Origin of the sequence: Dactylosporangium maewongense, assembly GCF_039531485.1 — a bacterium.
Taxonomy (GTDB): Bacteria; Actinomycetota; Actinomycetes; order Mycobacteriales; family Micromonosporaceae; genus Dactylosporangium; species Dactylosporangium maewongense.
The window spans coordinates 1,109,872-1,124,514 of the sequence record NZ_BAAAQD010000001.1 but is presented as its reverse complement, the minus strand read 5'-3'; the positions used below and the strand labels follow the sequence as shown (position 1 = coordinate 1,124,514).

General features: G+C 71.5%; 15 protein-coding genes. 6 read left to right on the top strand and 9 right to left on the bottom strand.

Features of this window, described 5'->3' with window-relative positions; all coding sequences use genetic code 11:
* Positions 1-24: 24 nt before the first annotated feature.
* Both ABD332_RS05090 and ABD332_RS05085 read left to right on the top strand, forming a co-directional pair.
* Positions 25-585: a hypothetical protein gene (locus tag ABD332_RS05090; RefSeq protein ID WP_344499984.1), complete on the top strand. Its 561-nt coding sequence runs from the start codon at positions 25-27 to the stop codon at positions 583-585.
* A gap of 79 nt (positions 586-664) precedes the next feature.
* Positions 665-1,198 (top strand): hypothetical protein, encoded by a 534-nt coding sequence (locus ABD332_RS05085; protein WP_344499982.1) that lies wholly within the window; start codon positions 665-667, stop codon positions 1,196-1,198.
* A gap of 81 nt (positions 1,199-1,279) precedes the next feature.
* On the opposite strand, the gene ABD332_RS05080 is transcribed toward ABD332_RS05085, so the two are convergent.
* Positions 1,280-2,152: an AraC family transcriptional regulator gene (locus ABD332_RS05080; protein ID WP_344499980.1), complete on the bottom strand. Its 873-nt coding sequence runs from the start codon at positions 2,150-2,152 to the stop codon at positions 1,280-1,282.
* Between the two features lie 136 nt (positions 2,153-2,288).
* On the opposite strand from ABD332_RS05080, the gene ABD332_RS05075 reads away from it, so the two are divergent.
* Positions 2,289-2,930, top strand: a complete 642-nt coding sequence (locus tag ABD332_RS05075; protein ID WP_344499978.1) for a hypothetical protein — start codon at positions 2,289-2,291, stop codon at positions 2,928-2,930.
* Positions 2,931-2,984: 54 nt separating this feature from the next.
* Entirely contained in the window at positions 2,985-3,362 is a 378-nt protein-coding gene (locus tag ABD332_RS05070) for a hypothetical protein (protein ID WP_344499976.1), read from the top strand.
* Between the two features lie 185 nt (positions 3,363-3,547).
* Here ABD332_RS05070 and ABD332_RS05065 read toward each other — a convergent pair whose 3' ends face one another.
* The 3 genes from ABD332_RS05065 to ABD332_RS05055 all read right to left on the bottom strand — a co-directional run bounded on the left by ABD332_RS05065 (position 3,548) and on the right by ABD332_RS05055 (position 6,690).
* Positions 3,548-4,450: a carbohydrate ABC transporter permease gene (locus ABD332_RS05065; protein WP_425552119.1), complete on the bottom strand. Its 903-nt coding sequence runs from the start codon at positions 4,448-4,450 to the stop codon at positions 3,548-3,550.
* On the bottom strand, positions 4,447-5,331 hold the full coding sequence (locus tag ABD332_RS05060) for a carbohydrate ABC transporter permease (protein ID WP_344500726.1): 885 nt from the start codon (positions 5,329-5,331) through the stop codon (positions 4,447-4,449). Before ABD332_RS05060 ends, ABD332_RS05065 begins: the two co-directional genes overlap by 4 nt.
* Positions 5,332-5,412: 81 nt before the next feature.
* Positions 5,413-6,690 carry an ABC transporter substrate-binding protein gene (locus tag ABD332_RS05055; RefSeq protein WP_344499975.1) on the bottom strand — a complete coding sequence of 426 codons (1,278 nt, stop codon included), beginning with the start codon at positions 6,688-6,690 and terminating at the stop codon, positions 5,413-5,415.
* Between the two features lie 373 nt (positions 6,691-7,063).
* Here ABD332_RS05055 and ABD332_RS05050 point away from each other — a divergent pair, with 373 nt between their 5' ends.
* A complete protein-coding gene (locus ABD332_RS05050; protein ID WP_344499974.1) occupies positions 7,064-7,210 on the top strand; it encodes a hypothetical protein in 147 nt (48 codons plus the stop codon).
* 53 nt (positions 7,211-7,263) lie between these two features.
* Here the strand turns inward: ABD332_RS05050 and ABD332_RS05045 are convergent, their stop codons facing one another.
* From ABD332_RS05045 to ABD332_RS05030, 4 genes are all read right to left on the bottom strand, one after another.
* Positions 7,264-7,635, bottom strand: coding sequence for a methyl-accepting chemotaxis protein (locus tag ABD332_RS05045; protein ID WP_344499972.1), 372 nt, complete (start codon positions 7,633-7,635; stop codon positions 7,264-7,266).
* Positions 7,632-8,759 carry a GAF domain-containing protein gene (locus ABD332_RS05040; protein ID WP_344499970.1) on the bottom strand — a complete coding sequence of 376 codons (1,128 nt, stop codon included), beginning with the start codon at positions 8,757-8,759 and terminating at the stop codon, positions 7,632-7,634. The genes ABD332_RS05045 and ABD332_RS05040 overlap by 4 nt, the downstream gene beginning before the upstream one ends.
* Before the next feature lie 132 nt (positions 8,760-8,891).
* On the bottom strand, positions 8,892-9,695 hold the full coding sequence (locus tag ABD332_RS05035; protein ID WP_344499968.1) for an SAM-dependent methyltransferase: 804 nt from the start codon (positions 9,693-9,695) through the stop codon (positions 8,892-8,894).
* Between the two features lie 78 nt (positions 9,696-9,773).
* On the bottom strand, positions 9,774-11,117 hold the full coding sequence (locus ABD332_RS05030) for an extracellular solute-binding protein (RefSeq protein WP_344499966.1): 1,344 nt from the start codon (positions 11,115-11,117) through the stop codon (positions 9,774-9,776).
* Positions 11,118-11,326: 209 nt separating this feature from the next.
* Here ABD332_RS05030 and ABD332_RS05025 point away from each other — a divergent pair, with 209 nt between their 5' ends.
* Positions 11,327-12,112 carry a hypothetical protein gene (locus ABD332_RS05025; RefSeq protein WP_344499964.1) on the top strand — a complete coding sequence of 262 codons (786 nt, stop codon included), beginning with the start codon at positions 11,327-11,329 and terminating at the stop codon, positions 12,110-12,112.
* A gap of 662 nt (positions 12,113-12,774) precedes the next feature.
* On the opposite strand, the gene ABD332_RS05020 is transcribed toward ABD332_RS05025, so the two are convergent.
* Positions 12,775-14,511, bottom strand: a complete 1,737-nt coding sequence (locus tag ABD332_RS05020; RefSeq protein ID WP_344499962.1) for a S8 family serine peptidase — start codon at positions 14,509-14,511, stop codon at positions 12,775-12,777.
* Between the last annotated feature and the right edge of the window lie 132 nt (positions 14,512-14,643).

The following is a 14,643-nucleotide window of genomic DNA, read 5'->3' as shown; positions in this document are numbered from 1 at the left end:
CCGCGGCGTGGTCACAGTGAGGGCATGAACCCCTCGCACACCGTCGATCGAGACACGTCCTCGTGGCTGACGCGCCGCTGGCCGACCGCGGTCGGACTGGCCGCCGCGACCGCCGTGCTGCTCACCGTCGCCGACCGGGAGACCGCCGTCACCTGCGTGTGGGTGGCCGCGCTCTGCTACGTCGCGGCGGCCGCGCTGCACCGGCCGTGGATGGCGTGGGTGGCCGTGCCCGCCGGCAGCGTCGTCATCGCCGTCGGGGAGATCGCCGGCACGGGTCGATGGGTGCTGCTGGGCGCCACCGCGGCCGTGCTCGCCGCCGGCGCCCTGATCGTCGGCGGCCCGCGCCGCCAGGTGGTCACGCAGAGCGTCGCCGGCGTCGTGTACGGCGGTCTCGCGCTCGCCGCGTTGACCCTCGACCCGAATGCCGGCCTCGTCGCGGCCGGGCTCGTCCTGGCCGCACACGCGGCGTGGGACGCCCTGCACCACCGCCGCGGGACGGTCGTGTCCCGCTCGCTGGCCGAGGCCTGCATGGCGCTGGACCTGCCGCTCGGGCTCGGCCTGGTCGTGCTCGGCCTCGCCGGGTGAAAGTCCCTCACCGCACCACTGTCCTGAACTCGTCCAACGGTGCGACCCGCGCGGCCGCGCCGATCCCCGAGGAGCTTCGATGACCAACGCTCAAGCGACACCCCGCCGCCGCCGTGGGGTGCTCGGTGTCGCCCTGTCCCTCGCGTTCGCCACGCTCGTGCCGCTCGCCGCGCCGGCGGCCCCGGCCGGCGCGGCACCGCCGGGCGCCGTCGCCGACGCTGAGATCGCCAGGATCCTTGCCACCGACCCGGCCGCGACCCGGCTGTCCGCCGATCAGGTCGCCTGGCCCGACGACGGCGTGGTCCTCACCGTCACCGGAGAGGCGGCCGGCAGCTGGTGCGGGACCGGGCGGGCCTGCGTGCACGCCGACGCCAACCGGGCCGGCTACGGGTACGCCTTCTACCGCTGCGGGACCTACCGCCTCCCGGAGTACGGCTTCCCCACCGGCCAGCGCGCCGGCGCCTCCTCCTGGTACAACAACCAGACCGGCGGCGCCAAGATCCGGTTCGAGGACGAGTGGTTCACGCTGACCCCCGTCCTGGCCGGGCACGGGTTCGGCAACATGCCCGGCTACCTGAACGACCGCGCCTACTGGCTGGAACTGCTCTGCTGACGACCTGAACGCACGACCGGCGCGTGACCGTCCATGTCGGACGGTCACGCGCCGCGGTGGTCCCGCGTCGAGGTCAGCCGTTCACGAAGCCGGCTCGACCGGGAGCCAGAGCTCGCAGGTCGCGGTGGTGAAGTCGGCGGCACGGTCGAGGATCGAGACGATGGAAGGGCCCGGCCGCAGGCGCCACGGGTTGGAGGGGAACCACTCGGTGGCGGTCGCCGCCCAGGTCGACTGCAGCGTCTGCGGGAACGGGCCGCTGGTGCGGAACACGGCCCACCGGCCGGCCGCGACCTCGATGGCGTCGAGGTCCTCCGGCACGGCCGAGGCCTGACCGACGGCGACGCCGTGCAGGTAGGTCAGCTCGGTGCCCTCGGTGGCGTCGGGGTCGACGTCGTCGGTGACCTGCAGCAGGCCACCGGGTTCGGTGCCGCTCAGCGCCTTCAGGCGGACGTGCTCCGTCTGCGGCAGGGCGGCGATGTGCGCCTGGATGTGCGGGTTGACGCCGTGGTGGATCAGCGGCACGCGGGCCGTGTGCCCGATGAGCCGGAACGCGGGCCGCTCGACGATGCGGGTGTCCATGGGGTTGCTCCCTTCGACGGTCAGGCGGAACCTGACCTGCGGTTGAGTGCGAAGGGGGCCACCGTCCCGCCGGACGTCGCCGGGCGCGGCGCCGTGCACCGCCCGGAACGCCCGCCCGAACGCCTCGGTCGAGGTGTACCCGTACCGGACGGCGATGCTGAGCAGGTCGTCCGTGCCCTGCACGACGTCGGCCGCGGCGACCGTCATCCGGCGCCGCCGCACGTACTCCGACAGCGGCATCCCCGCCAGCGACGAGAACATCCGCCGCAGGTGGTACTCCGTCGTGCCGGCCGCCGCGGCGAGCCCGGCGACGTCGAGCTCGCCGGTCAGGTGCCGCTCGACGTGGTCCACGAGCCGGTTGAGCGCTGCGATCACAGTGGCCTCCCTTCGACGTCCAGCCTCGCCGCCCGCGGGCCGGTCGCGCCCGACACCTGCGGACCGATCCGATCATCCGCCAGCATCGCCGCCGCGGGACACACCGACACCGCGGCGGCGGCTAAGGTGCGACCCCATGGGCCTGCATTGTGGATACCTCGTCGCCACCGCCGAACCCGCCGCGCTGCTGGAGGAGCTGTCCCGGCACGCGGGCGAGTTCGCGACGGGGGCCGTGGTCGACCGGACCGCCGACGCGGACGCCGACGAGTTCGGACTGCTGCTCGGCGGTGGCGACGGCCGGGCGTTCCTGGTCGACGCGTCCATGATGCTGTCCGACGCGGCCGACATGATCATCGAGATGTCAAAGGCGCTGGGCACCGTCGTCGGCGCCGGTGCGGAGACGGTTTCCGGCTCGTACTGGCTGACGGTGGCGCGCGACGGTGACCTCGTCCGGCACGCGTTCATGTCGTTCGCGGGGCTGACCCTCGGCATGGCGATCGGTGAGCCGCTGCCGTGCGAGGAGGAGTTCCCGCTCGTCGACAGCAGCGGCGACGGCGTGTTCGCCGCGATGGCGGAGTTCGGGCTCGACCCGTCCGCGTGGCTGAGCTCCGGGCCGGCGACGGTGGTGGCGTTCGACGCGACCAGGCTCCCGGCGGGCGGGCACGTCGCCGAGATCCGCCGCGAACACACCGAGCGGCACGGGCGCCCGGACGGCGAGTGGCTGCACGAGCTCGTCGCCGTCGAGGCGAAGCAGTCCCGCCGGGCCGTCAGCGGTTGACGTTGCCGGTGTCGTGACTCCGCGGGGCGGGCTTCTGCCAGCACAATGGTCCGCATGGATGTGCAGCTGACCGTTGTGAGCCTGTTCCCCGACGACGCTGGGGCGCAGGACGAGGCCACCCGGCTGTTCGGCGCCGAGCTGTGGCGTGCGGGGGTCGACGCCGTGCCGGTCACCGCGCCGGCGCCGGAGGGGGCGAAGTCCGGTGCCGCGCAGACGATCGGGCAGCTCGCGGTCGCCGGGGTGTTCTCCGCCGCGACCGTCACAGCGATCAGCCAGATCGCGGTCGCGTTCATCAACCGGCACGCCGCGAAGCGGATCAGGCTGACCGCCGGCGACGTCGAGCTGGAGATCGACGGCGACCTCGGCCCGGCGCAGCAGGAGGCGCTCGCCAAGGTCGTCGCCGCGCTGGCGGACCGCGGGGCCGCCGGCTGATGGCCCGGCACGCGCTGCTCGTCGGCACCGACGTCTACGACGATCCCGCGCTCACCGAGCTGGCCACCCCGGTCAAGGACGCCGACGCGCTCGCCCGGCTGCCGCGGGGATCCGCGGTGCGGCGGAGGAAGGAGCCCGCGACGGTGCTCGGCCCGGATGCGCCGAGCCCGCCGCGGGGCACGTCGTCAGCTCTTGACGGAGCCTGCCATGAGACCACCGATGAACCAGCGGCCGAGCACGATGTAGACGAGCAGGGTGGGCAGCGACGCGATCAGCGCGCCGGCCATCGAGGCGGCGTAGTCCGGGGACTGGGCGCCGGCGAGGGCGTTGAGCGCGATGGTGATCGGGCCGTTGCGGGTGTTGGACATGAAGATGGCGAACAGGTAGTCGTTCCAGGCCGACGTGAACTGCCAGATCACCGTGACGACGAAGCCGGGCGCGGACAGCGGCAGGATCACCGACCCGAACGTGCGGAGCATGCCGGCGCCGTCGACGCGGCTCGCCTCGATCAGCTCGACGGGCACGGTGGTGGCGTAGTAGTTGCGGAAGATGAGCGTGCAGATGGGGATGCCGTAGACGCAGTGGACGAAGACCAGGGTCGGGATGCCGGGCGGCAGGCCGATGTCGTGGACGATCGAGCGCAGCGGGATCATGACGGCCTGGTACGGGATGAACATGCCGAACAGGATCAGCGTGAACACCACGTCGGCGCCGGGGAAGCGCCAGCGGGACAGCACGAAACCGTTGGCGGCGCCCAGGATCGAGGAGATGACCGCGACAGGGACGGCGAGCTCGAACGTGCGGATGAACGACGGCCGCAGCGACGTCCACGCCTTCTCCCACGACGCGAACGTCCACTCGTGCGGGAGGTTCCACTGGCCGTTGACGCCGATCTCGCGGCCCGACTTCAGGCTGGTCACGATCAGCACGTACGCCGGCATCAGCACGATGACGAGGAAGAGCAGCAGCAGCGCGTACGTGATGACCCGGCCCAGCGGCGAGCGACGGTTGATCCCGCCGCTCGGCTTGCGGCCAGGGGACGGCACCGTGGCGGCGTCGGCGGCGTCGCGTGGGATGGTGGCGGTCATGAGCGTCGCTCCACGCGGTTGTTGTAGACCAGGTACGGGATGATGACGACCGCGACGAGCAGCAGCAGGATGACCGAGATCGCGGCGGCCTTGGCGTAGTCGCTGGTGAGCAGCGTCTGCCACACGTACACGGCGGGGACCTCGGTGATCCACTGGGCGCCCGACACCGACATGATCAGGTCGAACATCTTCATCGACATGTGCCCGAGGATGATCAGCGCCGACAGTGCGGTCGGGGTGAGCTGCGGGAAGATGACGTGCCGGTAGAGCTGGTAGCCGGAGGCGCCGTCCATCGCGGCGGCCTCGCGCAGCTCGGCGGGGATGCCGCGGAACCCGGACAGGAACAGGGCCATCACGTAGCCCGACAGCTGCCAGATCGCGGGCAGGGCCATCGCGGCCATGCCCCAGTCGGGGTCGGTCCACCACGGGTTCTGCAGGAAGCCCAGGTGCAGGTCGGCGAAGATGCGGTTCAGGCCGCCGGCGGCGTCGCCCGTGCCGGAGTTCATCAGCCACCGCCACACGACGCCGGACGCGACGAACGACACGGCCATCGGGAACAGGTACACCGCCCGGAAGAACCCCTCGGCGCGCACGCCGCGCTCCAGGAGGAACGCCCACAGCAGGCCCATCAGCAGGGCGCCGAGCATGAAGACGACGGTGAAGACGAGCAGGTTCTTGAGCGAGTGCACGAACCGGTCGTTGATGTCCTCGGTGAAGAGGTCGACGAAGTTCTTCAGCCCGACGAATCCCTTGCTGCCCAACGCGTCGTGCTCGTCGGTCAGCGACAGCTTCGCGGTCCAGCCGATGAGGCCGTACACGAAGACGCCGAGCACGACGAGCGAGGGGGACAGCAGCAGCAGGCCCGGCGCCCACCGGCGCATCCGGGCCGTGTTCTTGGTGGTCAACGTTCTCCAATCACCGACGCGCCGGGGCTTTGGAAAAAAGCCCCGGCGCGAAGACACCTACTTGCCGGCGAACTGCTTGGCGGCGGCGACGAGCGCCTTCTGCAGCGAAGCGACGTCACCGTCGCTGGAGAACTTGCCCTGCGCCGAGCCGACCGCACCCTGCCAGCCCTGCGAGCAGGCCGAGCCGTGCGGGCAGGACGGGACCGGGGTGCCCTTGGCCCAGTCGGCGATCGCGGCCTGCTGGTAGGCCGGGTAGTCGGTCGCGACGGAGTCCGTGCGGGCCGGGATGGAGCCCTTCTTCACGTTGAACGCCTTCTGCCCGGCCGCGGAGCCGAGGGTCTTCAGCCAGCACTTGGTGCCTTCGGCGTTCTTGGCGTTCTTCGGCAGCACGAACGAGTCGGCCAGCCACTGGTAGGCGTCGCCGTTGCCCGGGAACACCGAGTAGCTGTAGTCCTTGAAGTTCTTGGCGTCGAGGTCGGCGGCCTCCCAGTCACCCATGAGCTGGAACGCGGCCTTGCCCTCCATGAGCAGCTTCTCCGCGTCGGTCCAGTCGAACGTGTCGCGGTCCTTGTTGCTGTAGGTGAGCAGCTTCTTGTAGTCGTTGATCGCGGTCGTCACGTCCGCGCCGGCCCAGTCGGTCTTGCCGTTCCACAGGCCGTTGAACTTGTCGGCGCCGAGGTCGGAGATGAGCACGGCCTCGAACAGCATCTGCTGCGTCCAGTCCTTGCCCAGCGCGAGCGGCGCCGCGATGCCCTTGGCCTTCAACGTGTCCAGCTGCGTGAAGAACTCGGGCAGCGACTTCGCCGGCGCGGTGATGCCCGCGTTGGCGAGGACGGTCTTGTTGGCCCACAGCACGTTCGCGCGGTGGATGTTCGCCGGCACGGAGTAGATCTTGCCGCCGACGGTGAGACTGTCGACGAGACCCTTCGGGAACGCCGTGGTCAGGCCCCACTCCTTGTACTGGGCGCTGAGGTCCTCGATCTGGCCGGCCTTGATGTAGTCGGACAGCTCGGCGCCGGCGTGCGCCTGGAACGTGTCCGGCGGGTCGCTCTGCTGCAGGCGGGACGCGAGGACCTGCTTGGCGTTGGAGCCGGCACCGCCGGCGACCGCGCCGTTGACGAACTCGTACTGCGAGCAGTCGGTCTTGAACTGCGCGACGAGGCCGTCCAGGCCCGCCTTCTCACCGCCGTCGGCCCACCAGGTGAAGACCTCGACCTTCTTGTTGCCACCACTGCCGTTGCTGCTGCCGTCGCCGTCGTCGGCGCCGCAGCCGCTCACCACGAGGGCGAGGGCGAGGCCGGCGGCGGTGACGAGCGCACGCGTCTTGACGCGCATGTGTCCTCCTGTGCGGGGATTACACGGGGGTGTTGAGAGATGTCGGTGTGTGGTCGAACATGTTTGAGCATGATTGAAAGACCTGCCCGAACCTTCGTCCCGCACAGGCTGTTCTGTCAACTCACGGCAATCAAACTGTGATGTGACGGCACATGGCCCAGACTTTTGACGAGACTTGACGAAACCCGCGACCTCGGCTTCTCATACCCGGACGCGGTCGATCATCGCCACGGACGCGTGACGCCGAAGCGCCGGCCGCGATCCACGCGGGCTGATTGAACCGGTGCCGCAGCGGGCAACCACTCTCCTAAGTGGTGTGTCGCGCCTCCCCCGGCGCGGCGCCGATCGGCAACGAATGCGAGGAGCGGTATTCATGGCTGAGAACACCAAGCAGACCAGCGAGAAGGCGGCCTCCGCGGCGAGCGAGGTCCTGCGCGACCCCGACGCGACCAGCGCGGACAAGCAGGCCGCCGGCAGCGCGCTGTCGCAGAAGGCCCCGAAGTCCGGCTCGCAGAAGTGACGCACTGACGAAGGCCCGGCCGATCCGGCCGGGCCTTCGTCGCGCGAGGGACCTCAGCCGCGTTCGAGCAGCTTCGCCATGCGGGCCTGATCCTCGAGGACCTCGTTGATGCGGGCCTGCACGGTGTCCATCTGGCCGATGGTCTCGCTGGTGACGTGGATGCCGTCGGTGACGGACTGGGCGTTGGTCTGGATGCCGGCGATCTGCTCGGCGACCTTCTGCGTCGCCGTGGCGGTCTCGCGGGCGAGATCCTTCACCTCGCCGGCCACGACCGCGAAGCCCTTGCCGACGTCGCCGGCGCGGGCGGCCTCGATGGTGGCGTTGAGGGCGAGCAGGTTCGTCTGGTCGGCGATCGACGAGATGATCTTGATGACGTCGCCGATCGCGGTCGACGACTCGCTCAGCGCCGTGACGTTCGTGGTCATCTCCGAGGCCCGGGCGACCGCCTCCCGCGCGACCCGGGTCGCGTCCTGGCTGGCGGAGCGCAGCCGGGAAAGATCGAGTCCAGCAGGTCGCGGGCGTTGGTGGCGGCGGTCTCCTGCGCGCGGCAGATGTCGAGCCGCTGCGACACGAGCTGCTGCACGTTGCGCAGCGCTGACGCCCTGGACTCGCTGAGCTCGATGAACTCGGTGGTGAAGAAGTCCATCGTGCCGATGACCCGGTCACCGATCATGATCGGAAAGCAGATGCCCGACCTGACGCCCGCGCGCTGGGCGGCCGGTGCCCGTACGCAATCCGTCAACTCGGCGAGATCGCGGATGAACACCAGGTCACGGGCCCGCCACGCGCGACCGGACAGGCCGACGCCCTCGGCGAACGTGGCCGCCAGGGTGACCTGGCGGAACTCGTCGCCGGCGGAGCCGGACTCCAGCTGGAAGCGCAGCTCCTGGGTGGCCGGGTCGACCTCCCAGTAGGAGCCGTACGCCCAGCCGAACGCGCTGCGCACCGTGTCCAGCGCGGCCCGGATCACGCTCTGCGAGTCGTGTGCCGAGCCGAGCGCGGCGACAACCGTCGTGACCGCGAGCCGGTCGTCGGCGAGCTGCTGCAACTGGACCGCGTTGCAGGCCTGGGTGCGGGCCTGCTCGGCGATGCGGGCGATCGCGTTCCACTTCTCGGTCCGCGGCCCGTCGACGCGCAGCTCGAGCGGCGAGTAGTACTCGAAGACCGCGATGACCTCGCCGGCCTTGACCACCGGGATCAGCACGGCGGAGACGGCACCCGCCCGGGTCGCCGCCTCGCAGCGCGGGCAGTCCCGGACACCGCGGGTGTCGTCGGCGTAGATCGGCCGGCGGCCCTGGAAGGCCCGACCGACCAGCCCGCCGGTCGCGCCGGCGACCGCCTTCAGCTGCCCGGCGATCGGTCCGGTCTCGAACGCGAGCCGCAGCCCACCGGCCGGCCCCGTCACGGACCCCGCAGCGGAGCCCGGGGACCCGGGCAGCCAGACCGCGCCGTAGAGGAACCCGTGGGAGCCGACCAGCGACTCGACCGTGATCCGCCAGGTCGACGCCTCGTCGGTCGCCCGCTCCAGGGCGGCGACCAGCTGCTCCAAGGCCTCCACGTCCCGGGGGACCGCGGAGCTGGGCTCCTGGACTCGACCACGTGCTCGCAGCAGGCCCAACGTGACCCCTTCGGTCGGTGCGACGGTTGCGCTTCCAACCAATCGGCACCGAACCTTGCAACCTTACGGCTTCCGGGCGACCACCGCGTAGATCTGCAGATCCTCGCTGACCGGGCGCTGATCGGTGTCGGGGCGCCAGTCGCCGACCGGGACGATGCCGGGCTCGACGATCTCCAGGCCCGCGAAGTAGCGCTCGAGAGTGGCCCGGGGCCGGGCGCGGACGTCGGTGCGGCCGGCGGCGAACATCTGCTCATACGCGGTGATGCCCTGCTGGGTGCTGAAGTCCATCGTGCCATGGGTGATCACCAGATAGCTGCCGGACGGCACCGCGTCGACCAGGCGCTTGACGATGGCGGCGACCTGCTCGTCGTCGTGGACGAAGTGCAGGGTGGTGATCAGCAGGACGCCGACCGGGCGGGTCAGGTCGAGCGTCTCGAGGAGGCTCGGGTGCTCCAGGATCGAGTCGGGGTCGCGGACGTCGGCCTCGAGGTAGGCGGTCGCGCCGCGCGGGTCGCCCTGCAGCAGCGCCCGGGCGTGCACCATCACGATCGGGTCGTTGTCGACGTAGACCACCCGCGACTCGGGGGCGACCCGCTGCGCGACCTCGTGCGTGTTGTCGGGCGCGGGCAGGCCGGTGCCGAGGTCGAGGAACTGCCGGACGCCGGCCTCGGCCAGGAAGTGCACGACGCGGCGCAAAAACACCCGGTTGGCCCTGGCCAGGGCGACGACGGCCGGGAAGGCTGCGGCGATCGCGTCGCCGGACTCGCGGTCAGCTGCGAAGTGGTCCTTGCCGCCGAGCCAGTAACTGTACCGCCGCGCGGGGTGCGGCACAGTGGTGTCGATCCGGCTCTGCTCGCTGCTGTCCACCGGCGTCCTTTCCAGGCGGCGTGCTGTGTCGTGACCGAACTTAGTGGTTCGTCACAACAACACCAACCACCGCCCGGGCTACTCGCCGATGCCGGTCCGGCCCGGATCGGCCAGGGTCTCGTCGATGTCGGCGCTGGTCTTGGCCAGGATCGAGCGGACCTGGTCGCGGGTCAGCTCCCCCGGCGCGTGCCACAGCTCGGCGAAGTCCTTGGCGATCACGCTCTCCACCACGATCCACGCGGCGACCGACGGGTACATCCTGCCGTGGCCGATCATCTCGCGGAACGCGGCGTACGCGGGCTCCGTCTCCAGCCTCGTCCCCGCGACCGCTTCCGAGCGCGCGGGCCAGAGGCCGGTGCTCACGGCGTACCGCTGCTGACTCTGCTTCCCGGTGAGGAACCGCACCCATTCGAAGGCGGCTCCGGGGTGCTTCGCGTCCTTGAGGATCGCCAGGTTGGAGCCGCCGAGGAAGCCGAACCGCCCGGCCTTGCCCGCAGGCAGCGGCGCGGTCCCCCAGCCGGCCCGCAGCCCGGGGCGGTCCGGGTCGGCCAGGAAGTCGCCGACGGACTGGGAGTTGTCGATGGTGACGGCGCCGCGACCAGCGGCGAACGCGGCCGGCACGTCGTTGTTGATCATCTTCGCCACCTGCGGGTCGTTGAACCGCGCGACCAGCCGCTGGTAGTAGTGCACGGCGTCGACGGCCGCCGGCTCGGACAGGCGCGACGCGGTGCCGGCCGTGTCCAGCAGGTCCCCGCCCGCGCTCCAAACGAACGGTGCCACGTTGTGGATGATGCCGAAGGTGTTCTCGTTGCCGATCGCCAGCGGCGCGACCCCGCCGCCGGTGGCCTGGATCCGCTGCAGGGCCGCCTCCAGCGACTCCCACGTGGCGAACGCCGTGGCCGCGTCCAGACCGGCGGCCTTGAGCACGTCGGTACGGTAGAACAGCGCCCGCACGTCGACCAGCCACGGCATCGCCGTCGTGTCCGGGGATCCGATGAGATGGCTGGAGCTCCAGCTGGCGGCGGTGAAGGCCGTCTGCCCGCCGACCGCGTCGATCTCGGCCGCCGTGTAGGGGCGCAGCGCCCCCAGCCGGCTGAAGCCGCCGACCCAGGTGGTGCCGAGCTGGGTGACGTCGGGGCCTTCGCCGCTGGCCGACGCGGTGCTCAGCCGGGTGAGCGCGTCCTCCCAGACGATCCGCACGGGGTTGACGGTGATGTTGGGGTGCGCGGCGTGGAACTCCTTGGCCTCCTCGGCGACGGCCTTCTCCTGCAGCGGCCCGCCCGACGGCATGTACCAGAAGTCGATCGTGACGGGCGGCTGGTCCGCGGCGTACCCGACGGTCTCCTTCGCACCGTCACCGCCTCCGGCGCACCCGGATATTGCGAGCACGGTGACGGCGGCGACGGCCAGAACCCTGAACACGCCCCGTTCATCGGCAGCACGGTCCTCCACTTGAGCACGGAGCCGGGGGCGGATAGTCGACACAAGTCGTGTCACGGAATGAGGCTGATCGCGCTGACCTGCGTCACCACGGCTTCCGGTCGGTCGGGGCCATGGCGGCGGGCCGATACCGTCCGTGCGGCTGCGCCTCCGAGCCTGGGGGTGCACCCCGATGCGGAGGCCTTTGCCAGATGAGACACATAACTGTGCTGTTCGTGCTCGCCCTGACCGCGGGCGGCCTGACCGGCTGCACGATCGAGACGCAGGTCGGGACGCCGTCAGCGGGCCGGGTCATCGGCTCACCCACGGCCGATCTCCCGCCGAAGGAGGCGCTGCTGGCGGCGGTGAACACGCTGGGCAGCACCGCGTACACGTTCGAGATCAAGCAGGGCGCGAAGACCGGCGGGGGCAGGATCGACCCCGCGGACCAGGCCGCCACGATGTCCATGGGCGGCCGGGTCGGGACCATCGACATCTCAGTGGCGTACACCGTCATCGCGCCCGAGCTGTGGGTCAAGGCCGACTTCGGCGCGCAGCTCAACAAGGCGTGGGGCGTCGACGCGGCGCACTGGATGCGGGTCGACCGGTCGAAGGTCGGCGCCTCGGCGACGCTGCCGATCGACCCGGCCGGCGCACCACGCCTGGGCGTCACCGAGCTGTGCAAAAACGGTCTCGGTGAGGTCGAGCGGACCGATGCCACCCACTACAAGGGCACCGTCGACGTGACGGCCGCCGACACCATCCTCGCCCCTCCGGACGACGCGGTGCGCAAGGCCGGCGCGAAGGCCAAGGCAGTCCCGTTCACAGCGACCGTCGACGCCAAGGGCCGGCTGACCGAGTTCGCCGTGGACGGCGACGCGATCGACCCGGAGCTGTCGATCCGGCTGACCTTCGCCGGCTTCGGCTCGGTCCCGCCGGTCACCGCGCCGGCCGGTGCGGTCCCCGCCCCGGATTCGGTCTACGACCTGTTCGAGTGACGCTCCCACGGCGGGGTGCGGTGGCTCTCACACCCCGCCGTTTCCCCATAATCCTATCTGGTAAGTAGCAATTAGTCCACGCCCGCGGCCGTCTTCGTGACGAGCGCGACGGGTCGTTGACAGCCGCGCATCGACGCTGCTGCACTGTTTGCATGGCCAGCACGCCACTGTGGACCCGCGACCACATCGACTTCGGTCGAGTGTGGTCGGCCAGCTGTCCCGCCTGACTCACGCCCGCTTCCTTCCAGCGACCCCCGCGCGACGCGGGATGCGTTCGCCCCCGAACCACTTCGTGAGGAACCGTGATGTCGACCCCGCGTGCCCGCAAGCGTCCATCCACCGCAGACAGACACCGTTACGACTCGGCGTACGTCGTCGTCGCCGTCCCCTTCCCGGGTGGCGGACCGGCCGGCGACGTCGCTCCCCCACTGGTCTTCCGGCTCCAGCCCCGCCCCCAGGGCCCACGGCGATGAGGCGCGTCCACACCGCCTGCCGCTGGCTGCGCTGGCTGGGCGGCACCGACGCCACCGCCCGCCGCCGCGGCCTGCCGCGGGTGCCCGCTCCCCGCCTGCCCGCGACCACCACGTAGGGCGGCAGCACCAGAGCGCTCCCGGTCGCCGGGTCGGAAACCCTGCGACCGGGAGCCGGTGCTCCGGGACGCGTCAGCCCCAGACGCTCGCGGACCAGGCCTGGCCCGACCAGGTGCGGCCGGACCACGTGCGACCCGACCAGGTCCGGCCCGACCACGTGCGGCCGTCCCAGACGGCGCCGGACCACGTGCGGCCCGACCAGGTGCGACCGGCCCAGTTGCTGCCAGACCAGGTGCGGCCCGACCAGGTGCGGCCGTTCCACGTGTCGCCGTTCCAGGCGGTGCCCGTCGTGCAGACCTGCGCCCAGCCGGCCGGCGTCCACGCCTGGCCCATGATGTCGACCTCGCCGGTGAGCTCGGTGCCCGTGTCGGGGTCGGCCACGTGCGAGGTGCCGCGCGACGCCTCCAGCGAGCCGAGGCCCGTCGCCGGCAGGTAGCCCTGCGCCGCGACGGCCGGGGTCGGCGCCTTCACGGCGGCGGCGATGTCGAGCTGGCCCGCGCCCTGGGCGAGCGTGTCACCGGCCGGCATGGCGTCGGCGGTGCCCGTCAGCAGCTTCTTCACCTGGTCGGGGGTGAGCCCGGGGCGCTGCTGCAGCAGCAGCGCGGCGGCGCCGGACACGACCGCGGCGGCCTGCGAGGTGCCGCTGCCACGGAAGTACCGCTGGTCGGGGTCCTCGGGGATGCGTGCCTGCGGGTAGGCGGCGTCGATGAAGGCGTTGGGCACGCGCAGCGACACCACCGACTTGCCGGGCGCGACGAGGTCGGCGTGGCGGGTCGCGGAGCCGCCGGTGCTGAAGTCGGCGACGACGTCGTCGGAGCGGTCCGCGGTGGTCAGCGGGTCGGCGGCGCCGACGGCCAGGACGTTCGGGTTCTGCGCCGGCATCCCCACGCGGGACTCCTGGAGGCCGTCGTTGCCGACGGACACCACGACGACGATGCCCTTCTTCCAGGCCGCCTCCACCGCGTACGACAGCGGGTCGAGGCGCGGGTCCTGGGTCGAGTCGGTGCCGAACGACAGGTTGAGCACCCGGATGTTGAGGCCGGGGTCGTCCTTGTGCGTCACGACCCAGTCGACCGCCGCGATGACCTGCGAGACGTCGACGGCGCCGTCGGCCGCGGCGACCTTCATGTTGACCAGGTGCGCGTCCGGCGCGACCCCGACGAACCGCTTCTTGTCCGCCTCTTTGCCGGCCGCGACCCCGCTGTCGCGGCCGGCGATGATGCCCGCCATGTGGGTGCCGTGCCCGAACGTGTCCAGGTTGCGCAGCGCGGGCGTCTGCGACTCGAACGACAGGTCGGGGCCGTTGACGACCTTCCCCGGCGTGTCGAGGCCCGCGACCGGCGCGATCCCGGAGTCGATGACGGCGACGCCGACGCCCTGACCGGTCAGCTTCGCGCCGGACGCGTCGGTGGCCGACCAGACGTCCTGCGCCCCGATCGACTGGGTCAGGCTGTACATCGAGTGCTGGTCCTTGTCGGCGTTCCACTCCTCGCCCTGCAGGCGCACCGCGCCGTCGAGCGTGACCGCCCGTACACCCGGCGCGGCGCTCACCGCGGCGAGCGCGCCCGCGGGAATCGTCGCCGTGAACGCCCCGACCAGGTCGAGGTGCTGTCCTACGGTGCCTCCCACCCGGGCTACGGCGGCCTCCGCTCCGCCGGTCCCGTCATGCCGGACGATCACCGCCACCGACGCCTCGGCGGCGTGCCCCGTGCGGACGGCCGCGGCCGCCGGCCCCACGAGCGGCCCGGCCAGCAGACCGGTCGCCGCGGTCGCGGCAACAGCGGCCCGGATCAGGGAACCTGAACGCATCAAACCTCCATCTGACGGTGCGGTCATTCGATCGTGAGGCCCCCGCGGGCCCGGGGCTGTCGTCCGATCAGCCGGTCCCGTCCCGTTTCGTGGTAACCACCGCCACATCGCCCGATTCAGCACCCTGCTCGC

Excerpts from the sequence above, each read along its gene's own strand:
- ABD332_RS05020 (WP_344499962.1), bottom strand. The coding sequence starts at position 14,511 with ATGCGTTCAGGTTCCCTGATCCGGGCCGCTGTTGCCGCGACCGCGGCG.
- ABD332_RS05050 (WP_344499974.1), top strand. The coding sequence starts at position 7,064 with ATGGCTGAGAACACCAAGCAGACCAGCGAGAAGGCGGCCTCCGCGGCG.
- ABD332_RS05065 (WP_425552119.1), bottom strand. The coding sequence starts at position 4,450 with ATGACCGCCACCATCCCACGCGACGCCGCCGACGCCGCCACGGTGCCG.
- ABD332_RS05090 (WP_344499984.1), top strand. The coding sequence starts at position 25 with ATGAACCCCTCGCACACCGTCGATCGAGACACGTCCTCGTGGCTGACG.
- ABD332_RS05045 (WP_344499972.1), bottom strand. The coding sequence starts at position 7,635 with ATGACCACGAACGTCACGGCGCTGAGCGAGTCGTCGACCGCGATCGGC.
- ABD332_RS05055 (WP_344499975.1), bottom strand. The coding sequence starts at position 6,690 with ATGCGCGTCAAGACGCGTGCGCTCGTCACCGCCGCCGGCCTCGCCCTC.
- ABD332_RS05060 (WP_344500726.1), bottom strand. The coding sequence starts at position 5,331 with ATGCGCCGGTGGGCGCCGGGCCTGCTGCTGCTGTCCCCCTCGCTCGTC.
- ABD332_RS05025 (WP_344499964.1), top strand. The coding sequence starts at position 11,327 with ATGAGACACATAACTGTGCTGTTCGTGCTCGCCCTGACCGCGGGCGGC.
- ABD332_RS05075 (WP_344499978.1), top strand. The coding sequence starts at position 2,289 with ATGGGCCTGCATTGTGGATACCTCGTCGCCACCGCCGAACCCGCCGCG.
- ABD332_RS05085 (WP_344499982.1), top strand. The coding sequence starts at position 665 with ATGACCAACGCTCAAGCGACACCCCGCCGCCGCCGTGGGGTGCTCGGT.
- ABD332_RS05070 (WP_344499976.1), top strand. The coding sequence starts at position 2,985 with ATGGATGTGCAGCTGACCGTTGTGAGCCTGTTCCCCGACGACGCTGGG.